Source organism: Streptomyces sp. NPDC048290, assembly GCF_040652095.1.
GTDB lineage: Bacteria > Actinomycetota > Actinomycetes > Streptomycetales > Streptomycetaceae > Streptomyces.
On the sequence record NZ_JBEZLM010000025.1, the window covers coordinates 14,788 to 33,410 of the forward strand.

An 18,623-nucleotide genomic window follows, 5' to 3' on the forward strand; every position below is an offset into this window, starting at 1 on the left:
CGCCATCCCAGCGACGGTTCGTCCCTCTGTGTTCCGGAGCGCCAGCTCCCGGTCCGTCCGTCTGCGTCCAGCTGCTTCACCCTCTCGCCCCACAGCCACCTCTGATTCCCGTGCCCCGCGACCATGCGATGGAACCTGCTCACAGACATCCGGGAGACCGGGCAAGCCTTCCGCGACGCCGGCGGGGACGGCCCTTCGCACCCGCACGCCGGTGCCGACGCAGTCCTGGTCCCGGCGCTGTCGACCGACTTCGGCTTCCACGTCTTCCTCGGCCGCAGTCCGCGGACACCCGGTTGGAGCGTGGTGCTGCTCGACCGGGACGAGGGCGGCTACCGGGAACACGCCATGGGTTTCGCCGAGTCGCCCTACCGGCACCTCGTCGGCGAGGAGGTCATCCATCCGAACGGCCCCGGCCCGGTCAAGCTCCAGCACCTGCCGATGGGCCGGGAGACCGTCCGGTGCCCGGGCACGGCCCTGGCCGCGGAATGTGAGGGATGCCCGTAGGCCCGGGGCGGTCGGCAGTCCGTCCACCGGCGACGGCTGGCTCCCTACTCCCCCGAAGCAGCCGCGTCCCGTTCGCCGAGGAACCTGTCGAACAGCTCGAAGAGCGTCTCAAGGACGTGAGCCTCCTGCTCCGGTGTGAGATCCCAGTCGCCCCGCCAGTCCGGCAGGGCAATCTGCCGGATCTGGCCGACCCAGCCGGGACTGCTTCTGACCTGGTAGTTCGCCATCAGCCACTCCCCTCACCCCTTCAGTCCCGGCCCGCCGTACCGCTGGGCCGCCTGGTCGTGGCCCACCATGAAGGCCGTCACACCCTCCAGCGACGTACGGTCGAGGAACATCCCGGTCCGCGCAGCGAACCGGGCGAAGTACTCACGCTCACTCATGTCGATCACATGGAGCTTCTTCAGCGTTGCCGCTCCAGCGTGAGGATGGCCTTGGCGATTGACGTCATTCGGTTCGGGCTGCACCGGGACCTGCGGAAGATGCGCCAGGACTTCAAGCGGGCGATGCCGCGCTCGACTGGCGCTCGTGCAGCGGCCAGTGCCCGGTTGAGGGTCTTCTCGGTGGGGGTGAGTTCCTGCAGGGCCTGGATGTGATCCGTCACCACGCATGCCGCCTCTCTCCTGCCCCGGGTCCGCGGGATCGTGCAAGCCCCTGATCGGGTCCCGGATGCCGTTGGCCACTCGAACGTGTGAGTTCAAAAGCAACCAGGCAGCCGGCTCTTGTCCCGGACGCCGGGATCGCATTCGTGTTCGAGATGTTCGTCCGTCCGGGGCCATTACGGTCCCGGATCCGGCGCGTTCTTAGAGCACAAGTACCAACCGGCTGCCCCGACGGAGGACACCGTGAACACTTCACCCGCGCCCGCTCATCGCCCCGGATTCGAACAGCGGCGGCGGTCCACGCTCTCCTGCCCGCCGCCCGGACCGCGGCAGTGCGACGCCTTCGCGCGCCGTTCAGCACGACGGGGCACGAGGTGCGGGGCATGAGCACCGGTGATGACGAAGGCGGCGTCCGCCAGGGTGCCGTGCCCGGCCCGCGCGGCGGGGAACTGCCGCTGCCGCCCGCCTCCGTGCCGGCCGGGCCGGACGACGGTGACATCACCGACGCCCTGTCGGAGGCGTACTGGTCCGTGTACGACGGCGCCGCGTCCAGGGCCACGGTGGGACAGATCCTCGCGCGGCTGCCGCGTATCGTGCGCCGGATCGGCCGGCTGGCCTGGAGCACGGACCGGGCCGCGACGCTGGCGGTTGTGGTCCTGCAGCTGGCTGCAGCGGCGATGACGGCGTTCGGGCTGATGGCCTCGGTGGCGGTCCTGCGGGAGCTGTTCACCGACGGGCCGACCGCGGACCGGGTGCGGGCGGCCGTCCCCCAGCTCGCGCTCGTCGTCGGGTTCCTGTCCGCCCGGGCACTGCTGGAGGCGGGCGTTGCCGTGGCGCAGGCCCGGGTGACGCCGAAGATCCGCACCGCGCTGGAGAGAGAGTTCCTCACGCTGACCGCACATGTGCGGCTGGAGGTCGTCGACGACGCGGACTGGCACGACGAGGCCTACCGGGCCAACGACCGCGGGCTGTTCTACGCCCGGCAGATCGTCGGCCAGGTCGTCTCTCTCGCCGCGGCGCTGCTGGGGCTCGTGGGCACCGCAGGTGTCCTGGGCGTTCTGCACCCCGCCCTGCTGCCGCTGCTCCTGCTGTCCGTGCTGCCGGTCGGCGCGGCGGCCGTTCGCAGTGCCCGGGCGCGCTTTCATTCCTTCAAGCGGTGGAACGCCCTGCAGCGCAGGGTGCGGGTCTTCTCCTGGCTGCTGCTGGAACGGGATGCCGCTGCCGAACTGCGTTCCGACACGGCCCAGGGCGCGCTGCTTCAGGAGCATCACCGGCTGACGACACGGATCGCCGAGGAGGACACCCGCCTGGGCGTGAGCTCGGCCGGGCTGGCTCTGGCGGGCCGGGCGGTGGGCGGGATCGGCACCGGCATCACCTACACGGTGCTCGCCGCCATGCTGATCGCGGACTGGCTGCCCCTGGCTGCCGGGGCCGGCGCGGTCCTCGCCATCCAGAGTGCGCAGACCTCGCTGACCCGGCTCGTCGACGTCTCCCACCTCCTGTACGAGCACGCCATGTGGGTGGATGACCTGCTCGCCTTCCAGGAGCGCTGCCGCGCCCTGCAGCCGCGCCGCAGCAGCCTGCCCGCCCCTGAGTCGGTGGAGACCATCACACTGGACGACGTGTCGTTCACCTACCCGGGCAAGGACACCCCGGCGCTGCACGGCATCTCCCTGACGCTGCACGCCGGTCAGACGGTGGCGTTCGTCGGTGTCAACGGCTCCGGCAAGTCCACCTGCGCGCGGCTGCTCGCCGGGCTGTACGAACCCCAGGACGGGGGCACGGTCCGCTGGGACGGCGTGAACGTGCTGGACATGGACGCCGAGTCGTTGCAGGCCCGGGTGGGCTGCGTGCTCCAGGACCCGGTCCGCTTCCCCTTCAGCGCGCTGGCCAACCTCACCATCTCCCGGGGCACTCTCACCGAGGCCGCCCCGCAGCGGGCACTGGACGCCGCGCGGGCCTCCGGCGCCGACCAGGTCATCGCCGCTCTGCCCGGCCGGTGGGAAGCACTGCTGTCCAAACGGTTCCGGGGCGGTCAGGAACTGTCGGCCGGCCAGTGGGCGAAGATCGCCGTGGCCCGCGGCCTGTACAAGAACGCCCCCGTCCTGCTGCTGGACGAGCCGACCGCCAGCATGGACCCGCGCGCCGAGCACGCCGTGTACGAGGCGGTGCTGCGGGACGCGCCTCGCCCCGATCAGATCACGGTGCTGATCTCCCACCGTCTGGCGAGCGTGGTCGCCTGCGACCGCATCTTCGTCTTCGACGGTGGCCGCATCATCGAGAGCGGCACCCACCAGGAGCTGATGGCCCTCGGCGCCGAATACGCCGCCATGTTCACGCTCCAGGCCGACGGCTACCGCTCCGAGGCCGGGGAGGCGGCGTGATGCCCGACCACACGCAGCCCCGTGGCCCGGACACCCGGACTGTCGGCCCGACGAACACGCTCAGTGCGACTCCGGGTGAGGGCCCAGAAGGCGGGGCGGGAGGCGCCGCGTTCAGGATCAGGTTGGTGTCAGCGCGGCGGTAGACCCAGACCCGCAGTCTCCCCGTAGCGGGAACCCGGGCCCAGGGCGTCTGTGCGAGGAGGCCCCGTGGTCCGGCTTTCCGCTACGGCGTCCACGACCTGGCCCGCTGGCGCAGCCACCTCATCGCCCGGCTCCCTGGCTGCCGGTTCGACTATCTGCACGCCCCCGACCCCGAGAGTGCCGCCGACCTGCTCACCAAGGAGACCGGGACCGGATGAGCGCCGCCGCGATCCTGCCCAGCCGCAACGAACCGGCCACCATCGCCGCCGTGACCACCGCCGTCGACACCGCCCTGGCCGATCCACGGGCGGTCATCGTCCACGCCGACTCCTCCGACACCCCGGACACCTCCCGGCATTTCACCACCACACCGGTCCAGGCCCGCACAGCCGCCCTGGCGGGGCTGCGGCGGGGCAAGGGCGCCCAGATCCTGGCCGCCGCCCGCCGCCCGGAGATCACCGGCGCCGAGGCGGTGCTGATCGCCGACACCGACACCCAAGGCCCCGACCCGGCCCTCTACGCGGCGCTGCTGGACCGTGTCCGGGCCGGGGCCGCCGTCGCGATCGCCGACTACCCGCGCCACTGGGACGAGGCCAACCTCACCCACCACCTCGCACGTCCGCTGATCGCCGCCACCACCGGACACGATGTCCCCCAGCCACTGGCCGGCGACCTCGCCCTCTCCCGCCCGGCCCTGGAGGCCGTCCTCCGCCACATCGACGCGCTGCCCCCGGACATCGCAGAGTGTGCGGACGGGTACGGCATCGACGCCTTCCTGCTGCTGACCGCCACCACCATCGGGCCTCTGGTCTCTGTCCGGCTCGATCAGCCCAAACGGCACGCCGGGTCCTTTCCCCACCTGCCCTCCATTTACCACCAGGCCGTGCCCGTCCTGCTCCACCTGACTGCGGCGCGGACCCCACCACCGGCCGGTCCGGGCGGCTCGGGGGCGCTGTACCGGGCCGCCGACCGCCCGCTAAAGGCCGCCCGGCTTGAGTCGATGCTCACCACGCTGAACAGCTTTGGCCCACACCCGGGCGGATACGATGAACACGCGTGGCCGCTTCCCGTCGCACACGCCTGGCACGCCGTCACCTCCCGTACACCAGCAGCTGATGCGGCCCGCCGACTGTGGCCGCACTACCTGCGGCGCGTGACCGACTGGCTCACCAGCGCCCAGCACGCCACCACCCGGCAGCGGGCCGCGACGCTCGCCGCCGCGCACACCCGCCTGCACACCGCCGTCCTCACCCCCACTGGAGCCCGACGATGACCGCCGCCCCGACCTCCGGCTTCTCCGCCTTCGCCCTGGAGCCCTTCCCCGAGGTCCAGCCCGGTGACGACCTGGCAGGCACCATCACCGGCGTCCTCACCCGCACCAGCACCGAACTCCAGCATGGGGACATCGTCGTCGTCGCCAGCAAGGTGGTCTCGGTCTCGGAGAACCGCCGGGTAGACCTGGCCACCGTCACACCCGGTGCGGAGGCCCTGGACCTGTCGGCCCGCACTGGCAAGCCGGCAGAGGTGATCCAACTCGTCCTGAACGAGTCCGTCTCACACTTTGTGGCCGGAGGCCGAGGCCCCATCATCGCCCGCCACCGGCTGGGTTTCGAACTCACGTCAGCGGGAGTCGACCGGGACGGCCCGGACGGCGCATGGCTGCTGCCCAGCGATCCGGATACCTCCGCCCGCGCTCTGCGTGACGCACTCACCAAGGCAACCGGCGTCCCCGTAGCCGTGGTGATCGCGGACTCCGACGGCCGCGCCGACCGGCGCGGGGCCACCGTCATCTCCATCGGCGCGGCCGGGATCTCCCCGCTGCGGACGACCCAGCACGCGGGCAAGCGGCAGGAGGAGACCTTCACCGACCTGATCGCCGCCGCAGCAGGGATCATCCTCGGACAGCGCGGACGCGGCGCCCCGGTCGCCGTCCTGCGCGGCATCGCCCACACCACAGGCGACGAGGGCGTGGCAGCGATCCTCCACCACCGGCCGTGACCAGGCAGCTCGCCGTCCTCGGCTCGCCGGTCGGCAACGCCCTGTCCCCGGTGCTGCACCGCGCCGCCTACACAGCCCTCGGTCTGGACTGGACGTACCGCGCGATCGACTGCACCCCCGCCGAACTCCCCGTCTTCCTCGCCTGCATGGACGAGACCTGGGCGGGACTGTCGCTGACCATGCCGCTCAAACGCACCGCCGTCCACCTCCTCGACGACGTGTCCGCCACCGTACGGGCCACCGGCACCGCCAACACCGTCACCATCCGCGACGGACGGCTCCACGGCGAGAACACCGACACCCACGGCATGCTCCAAGCCCTGCGCGAAGCCGGGATCACCCGCGCCGAGTCCGCCTGCGTGCTCGGGGCGGGAGCAACAGCCGCCACCGCCCTCGCCGTCCTGCACTGCCTCGGCTGCCGTGAAGCGACCGTCATCGCCCGCGACACCGCCCAGGCCAGCGACCTTGAACTGGCAGCCGAACGCATCGGGATCGCCCTGAACATCCGGCCCTGGGCCGAAGCCACCCGACATCTTCAGGCACACCTCGTCGTCTCCGCCCTCCCGCCCGGCGCCGCCGACCCGCTCGCCCCCGTCTGGCCACCAGCGGCGAACACACTGCTCGACGTCGTCTACCGGCCGTGGCCCACCGCGCTCGCCCAGGCTGCCCGCCGCACGGGCGCCACCGTCATCGGCGGCCTGCCCATGCTGCTGCACCAGGCGGCCCGGCAAGTCGAACTCCAGACCGGCCACTCCCCCGCTCCCCTTCCGGCGATGCGAGCCGCCGCCGGGCACGCCCTGCTCCGCGACGGCACCGCCCCGGCACAGCGGCAAACAGGCCATTGAAGCTGCTACGCGGTGGCAGGCGGCTGGTGAGCGGCCACCCGGGGGAAGGCGTTCCAGGTGCTGTGATGGACGGTCAGCGGGGGCTGATGGGGCGACCGGTGGAGGCTCGACTGGGTGCCGGCCCCTGGCAGCGCTTCCCGCACTTCTACGGCCCGGGTGAGGAGATCCCCGGCCTCCGCAGGCTCATCACTCATGCCGCCGAGCGTCCTCGTCGACACCCTTGTCCATCCCGGCCCGGGTATCACGCCGGCCCACCGTTGCGGCCATCCGGCCCAGAAGTCATCCTCCACGGCTCGGCCTTCCAGCCCACGGACAACACTCGACCCCAGAAGAGTGTATCGACCGGTGTTCAGGAGCGTGGTTCCTCTCTGGTCAGTCCACGCCGCTGCGTTGGGCGAGGCCTCGGAGCTCGGTGGAGGCGGTCCCGGAGGCCAGGAGGCTGGTGATCAGCGACTTGGTGGCCGGCCGGGCGTGTGTCTCCTGTGGGGCGAGGCGTTCCGCGGTCAGGAGGGCGTTGAGGCAGTCGGTGCGACGGCCTAGGCGGTCGTAGGTGAGGGCGATGTCGCCGAGGGCGCGGGAGCGGCGTTCGAGGCTGGGCAGTTCTTCCAGTGGGATCGTGGAGGCTGCGGCGAGGGCGGTCAGGGGGTCTCCGGCGTGGACCTCGGCGCTGACGCGGTGGAGTTGCACGGTGAGGGGGGTGAAGGCGCCGCCGTGGTCGCTTTGCGGGGTGTTGCCGAGTTCCCGGGCGATGGCGGCGGCTTCGTCGGTCAGGGCGCGCATTCCGTCCCGGTCGCCATGGCGGGCGAGGGTGTAGGAGGCGTTCTGGATCAGGCGTCCGCGTGCGGCGGTTCCGGCGGGTCCGGCTGTGCGGAGGCTGGAGTGGTCGGCGGCTGTCAGGGCGATCGACAGGGCATCGCGGTGCCAGCCGCTCTTCCTGGCGAGGACGGCGCTCTGTCCGGCCGCTTCCGCGATGGTGAGGGCGTTGCCGCCGGTCTCTGCGAAGTGGCGGGCGCGGTCGGCGGCCAGCCATCCCAGCTGGATCGCGTCCAGCTTCACGAGCGTGCGGGTGACGAGCAGGTATGCCCTGGCGAGGAGGGTGCAGTGGTCCGTGTGGGTGGGGGTGGTGAGTGCGCGGCCGGTGTGGATGAGGCGGGGCAGGCGGGTGGCGAGGGCGGCGTAGCGGCAGGCGTCGAAGTCGGCGCGGGCGTGGGTGAGGTGCGTGGCGAGGGCCGGTGCGGGACGGCTCGTGGGGGCGGGGACGGGGCCGAGCAGGGCGGCTCGGACACGGGCGACGATGAGCTCCCCGAGCAGCGCCTCGCTGGGCTGGGCGGCTCCGGTTGCGGTGAGAGGGGCTTGGGCGACTGTGGCGGCCAGACCTGCGAGCAGCAGCTTCCTTCGCCGCACAGGGTCTTCACCGTCCTCTCGTCCGAGGGTGTCCAGACTAGGGGGTGGTGTCAGCGTTGGGGCTGGAAACGCTCCGGCCGTCTGAAGTGGTGGGCTGTCCGGGGCGGGTGTGTGCGGGGTGCGGGGGGCGCGGCCTGGGCTGAGGCCGAGGGCGGTGTCCGTGTCGGCGGCGTAGACGGCGCGCAGGGCTGCGCGGATGTCGGCGCGGGGCCAGCGGATGGCTCCGCGTTCGAGGCGTGAGACGGTCTGCGCGTCGAAGCCGGGGGCGGGCGGCCGGCCGTGGTCGGTGAGCCAGGTGCGGATCTTCTCGGCGGTCTGGTCCTGGGTCCAGCCGCGGGTGTTGCGGGCGCGGCGTAAGGCGTCGTTGGTGTTCAACTCGTCCCTCTGATCGGGTCGTTGGATGGGGCTGGCCTGGTGGGTGGGGGCGTATTCTGCCTACCTAATCTGCCGTTCCCGCTCGGCTCGATGGGGTGGACTCTGGAGGCTGCGGCAACCGCCGCGGCCAGGCTCCAGAGGAGGACCACCATGTTCGTGCTCAGGCGTTCCGCGCCCTACCCGTTCGAGGACGGTCCGCTGCTGAGTGGCGTCGCTCTCAATCCGGTGACGCAGATGTCCGAGCTGGGGGGCGTTCCGCTCCTGGACACCAACGCGAGGGCCCTGGCGGCCACCGCGCACACCACCACCGCGATCAACACGGAGGACAACGACTGATGATCCTGCTCCTCACCCGTTCCCTGGACCCGACCGCCGACATGGTGGTGAGGGCCCTGGGTGAGGCGGGAACCCCCGTGGTCCGTATGGACCCGGGGGACCTCCCGCGTTGCGTCGAGATGAGCGGCTGGTTCGAGCGGGGGACGTGGCGCGGCAGGCTGACGACCGGGCACCGGGAGGTGGATCTGGCCGAGGTGACGGCCGTCTACAACCGGCGTCCGAACCTTCCGCAGGCCGGCGTCCCGGGGATGCGGCCTGAGGATGCCGAGTGGGCGTCGAACGAGTGCTACGAGGGCTTGTACGGCGTGCTGTATGCGCTGGACGCGTTGTGGCTCAACCGGCCCGACCGGAACCGGACCGCGAGCCTGAAGCCCCTCCAGCTGTCCACCGCCCACTCCAGCGGACTGTGTGTCCCCACGACGCTGATCACGAACTCCCCCGAGGACGCCAAGGGGTTCGTGACGGAGGAGCGGTCGGTGATCAAGACGCTGCGGGGCGTGCCGCGGCGGGATGCCGACGACGCTCCGGGACGTCCTCTGATCGTCTACACCTGGGAGGTCCCCCCGCAGGAGGTCGACGGCACGGTCGCGCTGGCGTTGTGCCAGTTCCAGCGGCGGATCGTGCCGCAGTACGAGGTGAGGGTGATCGCGGTCGGCGCGCAGTTGTTCGGTGCGCGGATCGACTCCCCGTCGGGCCGGGAGGGCGAGGTCACGGACTGGCGGGCCTACCAGCGCACTGACCGGATCTCCTACACCCCGCTCGACGTGCCGGACGGCGTCCGCGACGGCGTCCGCGCATACCTGGCCGCCTTCGGCCTGCTGTATGGCGCTTTCGACTTCATGGTCGACGCGGACGGGCAGTGGTGGTTCCTGGAGGCGAACGCGAACGGGCAGTTCGCGTTCGTCGAGTACGGGACCGGCTACCCGATCGCGCGGGCGGTCGCCGGCCTGCTCACCCAGGGCGTCCGCGCCGCCGGTCATGTCATGACCCGTCCCCGGTGACCGGCAGCGGCTGGGGCAGGCCCGCCCCAGCGGCCGGCCGGTCGGTGCGGAGCATCAGCATCTCCTTGAACGCCCCGTCCGTGTGGGCGAGTTCGTCCCAGGTGCCGTGCTGGATCACCCGGCCGCGGTCCATGACGTAGATCCGGTCCGCGACCCGGGTGTTCTCCAGGTTGTGCGTCACCAGCACCACGGCCGCGCCGTCGGCGGCGTCCCGCAGCCGCTGGAAGGCGGCGTGCTCGCCGCGCGGGTCCATGTCGGACGTCGGCTCGTCCAGGACCAGCAGGCCCCGGCCGCGGTGCAGGGCCCGCGCGAGCGCGAGCCGCTGCCACTGCCCCGACGACAGGGCCTGGCCTCCCCACATCTCCTTCGCCAGCAGCGTGTCCAGGCCGGAGCGCAGCCGGGTGATGACCTCGTCCGCGCCGCTCGCCATCGCCGCCCGCCACACCGCCGCGTCGCCGTCCTCGTCCGGCTGCCCCAGGGTGATGTTCTCCCGGGCGGTCATCGGCCACCGCGCGAACTCCTGCGGAACGACTCCGCACAGCCGCCACAGCGCCTCGGCGTCGTACTCGTGCACCTCGGCGCCGTCCCAGCGCGCGGCGCCGCCGGTCGGCAGGTTCAGCCCGCACAGCAGTTTCATCAGTGTGGACTTGCCCGACCCGTTCTCCCCCACGACCGCGACGACCTCCCCGGCGCGGACCTCGAAGTCCACCCCGCGCAGGGTGTCCTCCACCGCCCCCGGATACCGGAACACCACCTCCTCCAGGCTGATCCGCCCGGGCCGCCGCGGCACACGGTTGCCGCGGGTGCGGTCCACCCGCTGCCCGTCGGCGGCCTTCACGAACCGGTGCCAGTCGTCCATGAAGTACCCGGACAGCATCAGCGCGCTGCCCTGCGTGACCAGGCTCTGCACCGCGAAGCCGGCTTCCCGGAGCGCCAGGACCGCCGTCCCGGCCACCGCCGTGCTGACCCGGCCCGTCACCACCAGCCCCAGCAGCGCCGCCCACAGCACCCCGGTGCCCGCCCCCGACACCAGCGCCCCCACCACGCCCACCCGCCACCGCGCCGCGACCGCCCGGTCCGTGGTGGCCCGCACCCGCTGCCCGGCCCGCCGGTACTGCTCCAGCAGCACCGGCGCCACCGTGTCGGTGCGGACCTGGTCCGCCTGGTCCCGGCCCACCAGCCACCACCGCAGCACGTACAGCACCCGCCGGTCCCGCGACATGTCCGCCATCGACGCGTACGTGATCCGCTCCGCCCGCAGCGCCGCCCACACCCTCGGCACGGCGCTCGCCGCCAGCAGCACCAGCAGCAACGGGTACAGCGCCCCCACCACGGCCCCCGCAGCCACCAAGGACGCCACCGCCGACACCACGTGCTGCGCCTGCCCGAGCGCGGCCTGCGCCTCCTCCACCCCCCGCTCGGCCTGCTCGTACCGGTCCGCGAAGCCCGGATCGTCGTAGACGGCCATCTCCGTACCCGCACCGGCGTGCATCAGCCGCAGCCCGGCCTCCTGGTAGACCCGCGGCTCCAGCCGCTCAACGAGACCCGTCACCGCCAGGGCCAGGAGCGCCCGCGCCCCGGCCGCCCCCGCAAGCACCAGCACCGCCGGCACCGCCCGCGACACCCTGGACGGGTCCGACGCCGCCGCCACCACCGCGGTGAGCGCCGACGCGGTCGCCAGCAGTCCCAGCGCCGCCAGCAGCCCGGACGCCACCTGGCACACCAACAGCGCCAGCGTCCCGCGCCGGTCGACCCCCCACGACAGGACGAACACCCGCACCACCAGAGCCGGCAGCCGGCGCCGCATCCGCCGCGGCGTCATCACCCCGGCCGCGTCCGCCCGGTCGGCCGTCGGATGAACGAAGTGCATCTCCTCCCGGCCATCCGCGTCCACTCCGGCTCGCGCGCCCTGTCCTTCGTCCACAACGACTCCTCCTGCACGGCTCTCAAAGCCGACACCGTCCCTGGGAGGCTACGACTCACGGCACAGGCCGGTGCACGGAACGTGATGCTCGTGTTCCCGTTCTTGGCCGGGGGTGTGCCCCCCTGGTGGGTGGGGTGGGTGTTGGAGGCGTGGTCGTGACCGAGGGCAAGTTCGTGGCGGGGCAGCGTGTGGAGGTGGTTCAGCGCTCGCTGTTGGTAGCTGGCTGCCGGGTGGCGGATGAGTCCGAGGATGTCGGGGTACCGGTCCGGGCCGGTGGTGAAGACGTCGGGGCCCCGGGGCCAGCGGCGATCCCCAGGTCATCGGCGAGGCCGCCCGGATGGTCGCCATCGCCCTGCGCCGCGCCGGAACGCGGCCTGCCGGGCTGCCCACCGCCCGGACACGTCACCGCGGTTACGGTGAAGTCCCGGGTGGTCCGGGGCGAGCCGGATGGGAGCGCGCGGGGTGAGCGAGGGGAAGGGCGGGGGAAGTCCGATAGGGCGCCGTGTGCGGACGTGGCGGACCCAGCGGGGTATCTCGCGTGACCACCTCGCGGACCTCCTGGGCGTGGATCCTGCGGACCTGTCCGCGCTGGAGGAGGGGCGCGGCTGGTGGGACCGGCGGGGGCTTGTCCACCGTGCGGCGGCGGTGTTGCGGGTCGGGGTGGAGGAGCTCACCGGACAGCCGTACCTAGACGTGGCAGGGGCGGATGCCGCCGAGGTTCGGGGGTGTGTGGTCGCGGTACGGCGGGCCTTGATGGTCCGGTATCTGTCCGCCGGTTCGGATGGCGGCCGGAAGGCAGCCGCAGGGCGAGATGTTGTGCATGCGGCCGAGCTGGGGGACGACCTGGCGCTCGCCCGGGGCGCGGCGGGCGTCGTCGCGGCACTCCGCTGCCCAGGGGGTGACGGGCAGTCCGGGCAGGTGGTGGCGGGGTGGCTGCGGCGGTGGGGGTACGGGGATCTGGCATGGTCGGTTCTTCAGCGGGCGCGGGCGTGTGCTGGGGCGTCGCCGGGTCTGGTGGCGGAGGAAGTGCGGGTGCTGCTGGACGGTGGGGCGCCGGACAGGGCGCTGGAGCGGGCCGGGTATCCGGGAGAGGTGGACGCGGTGACGGGGCCGGTGATGGGGGTGGCGCTGGCGGTGCTCGGCCAGTTCTCGGAGGCGGAGCGGGTCCTGGCGGCGGCGGTCGGTGCTGCAGAGAGTGTCGGGGAGCGGGCCGGGGTGGAGGTTGCGCGGGCGGTGGCCGCGCTGGAGGCCGGTCGGCCGGAGCTCGCGCTGGAGTGCTGCGCCCGTCTCCCGGGAGCGGATGAGTGGGGCGCGGGGCTGTGGGCGGAGGCGCTGGTGGTGGGAGCGCTCGCCGAGGCCAGGTTTGGTGATGTTCCGGCGGCGGTGCGGTCGTTGGCCGGGGCGGCTGGTGCGGCGCCGCTGCGGACTCTGGTGGATCCCTGGGCGCGGGAGCTCCTGAGCGCCCTGGCGGGATCGGCGCCTGGCGAGGACGGTGTTGTGCTGCGGGCGTTCGCGGCACGGGCGGGCGTTCTTTCGGGCTCCGGGTGCGGCTGAAGATCACCACAGGTGGTGAGGGGGCCGCTACCGTGGGGTGCTGGGCCGGAAGGACGCGGGGGGCCGGGTGGACGAGGCGGATGCGGCGAAGGCGTTGGGGATCGGGCGGGCGGTACGGGCCCGTCGGCTGCGGCAGGGGATGAGCTTACGAACCCTGTCCGGGCTGTCCGGGCTGTCGACGGGATACCTCTCGATGGTGGAGAACGGGCTGCGGCTCCTGGACAGGGCCAGTCACATCACTGCGGTCGCGGACGCGCTGCGGGTGGCGCCGTCCGAACTGGTCGCCCCGGTCCTGCCGGTGGCTGTACGGGCCGCTGCGGCCCACGAGGCCATCCCAGCGCTCCGGCTGCTGCTCATGGGAGTTGTGCCCGATGTGCCGGGTGGTGACCGTGCGGCGGTGACGGCGGGTCCGGTGCCGGTGGGTGTGCTGGCGGGGAGGGTGAGGGAGGCGAACCGGCTCTACCACGCGGCGGCCTACGACACGCTGGCCGCGGCCCTGCCCGCGCTGCTCAACGATCTCCAGACCGCCGCCGGCTCGGGCGGGCCCGCGCGCCACCGGCTGCTGCGCCTGCTCGCCGACGCCTACCATCCCGCGTGCGCCCTGCTGCTCAAAGCCCTCGGATACGTGGATCTCGCGTGGATGGCGGTCACCCGGGCCGCCGAGGTGATCGCCGAACTCGACGACCCCGTCCGCACCGCCTCCTCCGCCTTCTTCCACACCCACATCCTGCTCGCGGCCGGCAGCCCCGACCAGGCCCTGACCCGCGCCCGGGCCGCCGCCGACCAGCTTCAGCCGCACCTCGCCCGCCCCGCCGCCGAGGCCCTCCTCGGCGAGCTCCACCTCATCTCCGCCTCCGCTGCAACCCAGCTCCGGCGCGGCACCGGCCAGGACGCCGACGACGTCCTCGGGCACCTCACTGAGGCCGGACGCCTCGCCGAGCGGACCGGGGAAACCCGTGTGTGGCACCTGAACTTCGGCCCGGCGAACGTCAAGGTCCATCACGTCAGCCTCAACTCGGCGCTGGGACTCCACGCCCATGCCGTCGAGGCCGGCACCAAGGTGGAGCCGGGGCAGGTGGCCACCGCGGGACGGCGTGCCGTGCTCCACGCCGACCTGGCCCGCGCGTACGCCCAGCTCCCCCGGCACCGGGAGGAGGCCGTCCGGCACCTGCTGGACGCGGAAGCAGCGGCGCCGCAGCGCATCCGCGTCGATCCCGTCGCCCGGGACACCGCCGCCCACCTCGTCGCCCGCTCCCGCACCCCAGCCGACCGGCGCGCCCTCGCCGGGCTCGCACGCCGCATGAACCTGGTGGTGTGAAAGGGCCGCCTTGCCCGGGCGGCTGGCGCACAGTGCCGCAGTACGCGCCCCCGGCTGCTCCCCGCGCCCCTGCCGTCCAGGACTCCGGGCGAGCCGTCGCGTCCTAGGCTGGTCCACGCCCATGCGCGCGGCGGGTGCCGTGCGCGCGAGTGTGGAGAGGCGTTCCGGTATGCCTGAGCAGAGCGCGACGAGATGGACGGTCCGTCACGAGGAGCGGGTCGCGGTCCCGGACACGGTGGACGGAATCCGGGCCGCTCTGCCCGAGGACCAGCGGGCCCGTTTCGAGGAAGAGCTGGGGCGGGCGACGGCGGAGACCATCGCTGATGTGGTGCGGCACTGGGTCCTCAATCTGGCGTCCGACGCGCAGGACGAGGACGAGTTCGCCCGGTTGGAAGCCGAGGACCGGGGTGCTGCGTGAGCCGGTATGAGATCGCGTACGCGCCGGTGGCTGAAGCGACGCTCAAGCAGTACGCGGGGGCGGCCGGGTTCCGCGCCGAGATGGCGAGGACTCTGGGCAGAGATCCGTACGGTCATGGCTCCAGCCCGGTCGGCGGGGAGAGGGACCGACGGGAATCGACTGTATCGGGCGTTTTCATCCGCTACTACGTCGCGGTGAACGTCGTGAAGATCACGGTGGTGCGGATGGTGCCCCCACCCTGACACCGAGCTGGAGGCGGCGGTGGTTCCCGTCAGTCGGCGGGGAGCACCGGTGCTCGCGGCCCGGTGCGTCCTGAGGGCATTGGTGGATCGCGGCGGGCGCCGCCGGGGGGTCAGAGTATGCCGTTCCAGGTCCAGGGCCGTGGGCCGTGCCGTCCGCGGAGGCAGTCCACCCGGTACTGCGCCTGGTCGTGCCAGCGTGGATCGGTGGCGGCGTGCTGGGCGGCGTAGGTGGTCATGCGCAGTTCGCGAGCGGCGGCGAGGAGAGGGTAGCCGTCCCATTCGGTGACGTCCTGGCCGTAGGCGGTGCTGAACTCGGCGTACTCGGCCGTGGTGGTGGCGCCTGTGGTGAAGGTGCGGACAGCGGTGGAGACGAGGTCCCACTCCGGGGGGCCGAGGGAGAAGCGTTCCAGGTCGAGGACGCGGACGCCGGTCGTGGTGCGGATGATGTTCCCGGGCCAGGAATCGCCATGGACCGTCGTCTCGGACCGGCCTGCCGGCCGGTGGCCGGTCCACTGGGTGCGCAGGTCGTCCAGAAGGCCGGACAGCCAGGCCCGGTCCGGGGCGGGCAGGGTGCTGGCGGCGTCGAGGCGTTCGGGTATGCGGACGAAGGGGTCGAGCGGCCGGACGGGGAACGGCGGGCGGGGCAGGCCGTGCAGGTGCTTGAGGGTGCGGGCGAGGTCGAGGGGTGATCCGGGGGTGTGGGGGCCGGGGATGTGTTCCCAGAAGGTGACCGGGTGCCCGTCGGCGATGACCGGCTGGTGGATGTCGAGGGGGCGGACGACGGGGACCTGGTGGCCCGTGAGCCAGCGGGCCGCCTGTACTTCACCGGCGGCGGCCCGGTCCTGCCCCGGCTGGGTGACCCGTGCCACCACCGTCCCGGGGAGCAGCCAGGTCTGGTTCTCGGCGATCCGCAGCGGGTGGGCGTCTTCCCATGGCAGACCGGCGGCCCGGCACGCCTCGATGAGGGCGGCCGGGATGGTCCGGGAGGTGCCCGGGGTCATGCGGGCAACACGGTGGTGATCCGGCGGGCCAGCCCGGTCGCTTCCCGGACGGTGGGATGGCGCCGTGTGTGGTGGGCGAGTTCGCGCAGGTCCTGGGCGGCGCGGCGGGAGGTGAGGGTGCCGGAGAGGTCGAGGGCGGTGTGGCCGAGGGCGGCGGCTTCGCGGGGGTCGCCCTTGATCATGGTGAGGGAGGCGAGCTTCGTGCAGGAGATCGCTTTGGAGCGGGTGTAGGCGTCGGTGTGCCCCGCCACGGCGGCGCGGAAGCGGTCGCCGGCCTGGGCGGCGTCCTGGCCGTCGATGCCGGTGGCGAGGTCGTACAGGGCGTGCGCGGTGTCGCCGTGGTGCTGGGCCTCGTCGTAGTAGGCCATCCAGGGCGGGTCCTCGCCGGGGTTGCGCTGGGCGAAGGCGTCGTCGGCGGCGCCGACGGCGGCGAGGGTCTCGCGGACGTTGCGGAGCTTGCCGAAGGCGCGGGCGCGGGCGGTGTGGAGCATGGCGCGTTCGGTGGCGGTGAGCCGGTCGGAGCGGACCAGGCCCTTCTCGGCGTGGGTGATGCCGTCGTCGGGCTGGCCGGTCCACACGGCCTGGCGGGCGAGGAAGCTGTAGCCCTTGGCCCGCAGGTGCCAGGAGCCGGCGAGTTCGGCGCACTCGACGGCGACCTGGAAGGCGACGCGGGCGTCGGTGTGGCGGAAGGCGTCGAAGTGGCTTGCGCCGGCGACCAGTCCGAGGCCGGCGACGGCGCCGTGGAAGCCGGCGCGCAAGGCGTCGGGGCAGTCGACGGCGAGGAGGCGTACGGCCCAGTGCATGGAGTGGGAGGCGATCTGGCCGACCATGCCGCCACCGCCCTGGGCGTGGTCCCAGCCGCGCAGTCCGTCGGCGAGGGCGGTGAGCTGCCTGATCTCGACCGGGGTGATCTTCACCGGAAGGGGTGGCGGGGAGGTGGGGGCTATCAGGCGGGCGAGGTCGAGGGGTGCGAGGGCGGCGAGGGTGCCCACGGCGAAGAAGGCGCGGCGTTCCATGGGGTCGGCGCTCCCGGGGTCGAGGGACGAGTACCCCTTCAGGATGCGCCCTTCGAGCAGGTGCGCGGATGCCGCATCCGCATCGGGCCGTGAAGTATCCGCATCCGGCGCGGATTTATCCGCATCGCCGAAGACCATCTGCCACGCGCGTTCGAACAGACCGCCCGTCCGGAGTGCGTCGTCCAGGCGCGGCGCCAGGTACCTCGGGCACCGGTAGACGCCCTTCTCGATCTTGAGGATGACGTCCCCGCCCACCCGCACGACCTCGGCGAACGGCCCCACCGTGGCGTACCCCGCGGCCTTGCGCCGGTGGCGCAGCTCGTACCCGAACCACTGCTGGGGTGATGCGCCCGGATCGAGAGCCTTCTCCGGCTGCGGCATCGCTCACTCCTCGCCCCGATGCGGATTTCTGAAGCATCCGCATCAGCTTCTCCACAGGCCACACGGGCTCTGCGTGAATGGTTGCCGAACGGTTCAAGGTCAGTACACACCGCAACCGGCACCCCCATAGGGGAGTTCCGGCCAACGAAGTGGACCAGGACATGACGCCCCTCGACAGCACCACCGCCACCGGCACCCGGACGGTCAGCTCACCGGGCCAACTGACCATGACCCTCGCCCCGAAGTCCATCGACCTCGTACGGACGATCGTGAGCAGTCATGCCCGCCTCTGGGGCCTGGAACACCTCGTCGACCGCCTGGCTCGCATCACCACCGAGCTGCTGACCAACGTCGTCGAGCACGCCGACTCCCCGGCCCCGGCAGCGCGAAGGCCGCCAGCCTGCTCCTCCAGCGAACCCCTCATGGCGCCGTCGCCATCGTCCACGACCCCCGGCTCCCCGCCGGCCAGCCGTCGTCCACCCATGGTGCGCACGGCCGCGGCCTGGAACTCGTCCGGACCCTCACCTCGGAACTCATCATCACCCCCAGCCCCCGCGGCAAGGACACCACCGCCATCCTCACCAACAACCCGCATCACGCCGAACTCGCCACCTCCGAATGACTGCCAGTTGCCTCAATGACCGGCCGGACCAAGCACGTCCCCGACAACGTTCACAAGCGTGAACCCGTCACCCCCTCGGCCACATAGCATCCCCGTCCCCGGCACATGAGATGCCCGGACCCGTAACCCCTTCAAGGAGTTGCCCCGTCATGCCCGCGCCTACCGCCCCCGCCCCAGCTCACCGGCGACCGGAACCTTCCCGGTCGGCCAACCGGCGGCGCGGTGTGTCCAGCGCCCCGACCCGCACCTCTGCAACGCAGCGCCGGGCCCTGGCGGTACCCGCGGCATCGGGCAATGGGCCAGATCCCGGCCGTGGGCATGGGCACGGTTTCTCAGTAGGGCAGGAGCATCTAGACAGGTACCCGCCCGGCGCCGCGCGGTCCCATGGGCGGGAAGTAGGGGGCGAGGTCGAGGGCAGGTGTGCCGTCGACGGCGTCGAGGCCGGTGACACGGATCTCGCGGCCGTCGACACCGATGGTGCACGGGAAGGATGTTGCTGCTGTGCCACCGTAGCCGCAGACTCGCAGTCTGTCCCCGGCGGCGAAGGGCTGGTCGCT

At 72.6% G+C, this 18,623-nt stretch carries 19 protein-coding genes and 2 pseudogenes; 11 read left to right on the top strand and 10 right to left on the bottom strand.

Going from position 1 to position 18,623, the window contains the following annotated elements; translation table 11 throughout:
* Positions 1–123 precede the first annotated feature (123 nt).
* Positions 124–504 (top strand): hypothetical protein, encoded by a 381-nt coding sequence (locus AB0D49_RS32890; protein WP_362764746.1) that lies wholly within the window; start codon positions 124–126, stop codon positions 502–504.
* Between the two features lie 44 nt (positions 505–548).
* Here the strand turns inward: AB0D49_RS32890 and AB0D49_RS32895 are convergent, their stop codons facing one another.
* The 3 genes and pseudogenes from AB0D49_RS32895 to AB0D49_RS32905 form a co-directional block, all read right to left on the bottom strand.
* Positions 549–731, bottom strand: a complete 183-nt coding sequence (locus tag AB0D49_RS32895; protein ID WP_362764748.1) for a hypothetical protein — start codon at positions 729–731, stop codon at positions 549–551.
* Positions 732–743: 12 nt separating this feature from the next.
* Complete coding sequence (locus tag AB0D49_RS32900) at positions 744–887, bottom strand: hypothetical protein (RefSeq protein ID WP_362764750.1); 144 nt, start codon at positions 885–887, stop codon at positions 744–746.
* A 20-nt stretch (positions 888–907) separates the two neighbouring features.
* Positions 908–1,087: pseudogene (locus tag AB0D49_RS32905) on the bottom strand (transposase family protein); the annotation flags it as partial.
* A 402-nt stretch (positions 1,088–1,489) separates the two neighbouring features.
* Here AB0D49_RS32905 and AB0D49_RS32910 point away from each other — a divergent pair.
* The 4 genes from AB0D49_RS32910 to AB0D49_RS32925 all read left to right on the top strand — a co-directional run bounded on the left by AB0D49_RS32910 (position 1,490) and on the right by AB0D49_RS32925 (position 6,474).
* Entirely contained in the window at positions 1,490–3,490 is a 2,001-nt protein-coding gene (locus tag AB0D49_RS32910) for an ABC transporter ATP-binding protein (RefSeq protein ID WP_362764752.1), read from the top strand.
* Between the two features lie 355 nt (positions 3,491–3,845).
* Entirely contained in the window at positions 3,846–4,904 is a 1,059-nt protein-coding gene (locus tag AB0D49_RS32915; RefSeq protein ID WP_362764755.1) for a hypothetical protein, read from the top strand.
* Positions 4,901–5,629 carry a coenzyme F420-0:L-glutamate ligase gene (locus AB0D49_RS32920; RefSeq protein WP_362764757.1) on the top strand — a complete coding sequence of 243 codons (729 nt, stop codon included), beginning with the start codon at positions 4,901–4,903 and terminating at the stop codon, positions 5,627–5,629. Before AB0D49_RS32915 ends, AB0D49_RS32920 begins: the two co-directional genes overlap by 4 nt.
* On the top strand, positions 5,626–6,474 hold the full coding sequence (locus tag AB0D49_RS32925) for a shikimate dehydrogenase (protein ID WP_362764759.1): 849 nt from the start codon (positions 5,626–5,628) through the stop codon (positions 6,472–6,474). The genes AB0D49_RS32920 and AB0D49_RS32925 overlap by 4 nt, the downstream gene beginning before the upstream one ends.
* Positions 6,475–6,479: 5 nt before the next feature.
* Here AB0D49_RS32925 and AB0D49_RS32930 read toward each other — a convergent pair whose 3' ends face one another.
* Positions 6,480–6,668 carry a hypothetical protein gene (locus tag AB0D49_RS32930; protein ID WP_362764761.1) on the bottom strand — a complete coding sequence of 63 codons (189 nt, stop codon included), beginning with the start codon at positions 6,666–6,668 and terminating at the stop codon, positions 6,480–6,482.
* Between the two features lie 178 nt (positions 6,669–6,846).
* On the bottom strand, positions 6,847–8,253 hold the full coding sequence (locus AB0D49_RS32935; protein ID WP_362764764.1) for a helix-turn-helix domain-containing protein: 1,407 nt from the start codon (positions 8,251–8,253) through the stop codon (positions 6,847–6,849).
* 150 nt (positions 8,254–8,403) lie between these two features.
* Here AB0D49_RS32935 and AB0D49_RS32940 point away from each other — a divergent pair, with 150 nt between their 5' ends.
* Both AB0D49_RS32940 and AB0D49_RS32945 read left to right on the top strand, forming a co-directional pair.
* The gene (locus AB0D49_RS32940) at positions 8,404–8,589 is read left to right on the top strand and encodes a hypothetical protein (protein WP_362764767.1); all 186 of its coding nucleotides are present in this window, start codon (positions 8,404–8,406) and stop codon (positions 8,587–8,589) included.
* A complete protein-coding gene (locus AB0D49_RS32945; RefSeq protein ID WP_362764770.1) occupies positions 8,589–9,590 on the top strand; it encodes an MvdC/MvdD family ATP grasp protein in 1,002 nt (333 codons plus the stop codon). The genes AB0D49_RS32940 and AB0D49_RS32945 overlap by 1 nt, the downstream gene beginning before the upstream one ends.
* Here the strand turns inward: AB0D49_RS32945 and AB0D49_RS32950 are convergent.
* Positions 9,571–11,514: an ATP-binding cassette domain-containing protein gene (locus tag AB0D49_RS32950; RefSeq protein ID WP_362764773.1), complete on the bottom strand. Its 1,944-nt coding sequence runs from the start codon at positions 11,512–11,514 to the stop codon at positions 9,571–9,573. The genes AB0D49_RS32945 and AB0D49_RS32950 overlap by 20 nt on opposite strands.
* Positions 11,515–11,961: 447 nt before the next feature.
* Here AB0D49_RS32950 and AB0D49_RS32955 point away from each other — a divergent pair, with 447 nt between their 5' ends.
* From AB0D49_RS32955 to AB0D49_RS32970, 4 genes are all read left to right on the top strand, one after another.
* The gene (locus AB0D49_RS32955; protein WP_362764776.1) at positions 11,962–13,068 is read left to right on the top strand and encodes a helix-turn-helix domain-containing protein; all 1,107 of its coding nucleotides are present in this window, start codon (positions 11,962–11,964) and stop codon (positions 13,066–13,068) included.
* A 139-nt stretch (positions 13,069–13,207) separates the two neighbouring features.
* The gene (locus AB0D49_RS32960) at positions 13,208–14,386 is read left to right on the top strand and encodes a helix-turn-helix transcriptional regulator (protein WP_362764779.1); all 1,179 of its coding nucleotides are present in this window, start codon (positions 13,208–13,210) and stop codon (positions 14,384–14,386) included.
* A 169-nt stretch (positions 14,387–14,555) separates the two neighbouring features.
* A complete protein-coding gene (locus AB0D49_RS32965; RefSeq protein ID WP_362764782.1) occupies positions 14,556–14,804 on the top strand; it encodes a hypothetical protein in 249 nt (82 codons plus the stop codon).
* Entirely contained in the window at positions 14,801–15,046 is a 246-nt protein-coding gene (locus AB0D49_RS32970) for a hypothetical protein (protein ID WP_362764785.1), read from the top strand. Before AB0D49_RS32965 ends, AB0D49_RS32970 begins: the two co-directional genes overlap by 4 nt.
* Positions 15,047–15,156: 110 nt before the next feature.
* Here AB0D49_RS32970 and AB0D49_RS32975 read toward each other — a convergent pair whose 3' ends face one another.
* From AB0D49_RS32975 to AB0D49_RS32990, 4 genes and pseudogenes are all read right to left on the bottom strand, one after another.
* Entirely contained in the window at positions 15,157–16,047 is an 891-nt protein-coding gene (locus AB0D49_RS32975) for an aminoglycoside phosphotransferase family protein (RefSeq protein WP_362764788.1), read from the bottom strand.
* Positions 16,044–17,444, bottom strand: coding sequence for an XRE family transcriptional regulator (locus AB0D49_RS32980; protein ID WP_362764791.1), 1,401 nt, complete (start codon positions 17,442–17,444; stop codon positions 16,044–16,046). Before AB0D49_RS32980 ends, AB0D49_RS32975 begins: the two co-directional genes overlap by 4 nt.
* A 209-nt stretch (positions 17,445–17,653) precedes the next feature.
* Complete coding sequence (locus AB0D49_RS32985) at positions 17,654–17,806, bottom strand: hypothetical protein (protein WP_362764795.1); 153 nt, start codon at positions 17,804–17,806, stop codon at positions 17,654–17,656.
* A 610-nt stretch (positions 17,807–18,416) separates the two neighbouring features.
* Positions 18,417–18,563 (bottom strand): annotated as a pseudogene (locus AB0D49_RS32990) (S-adenosylmethionine-dependent methyltransferase); the annotation flags it as partial.
* Positions 18,564–18,623 lie beyond the last annotated feature (60 nt).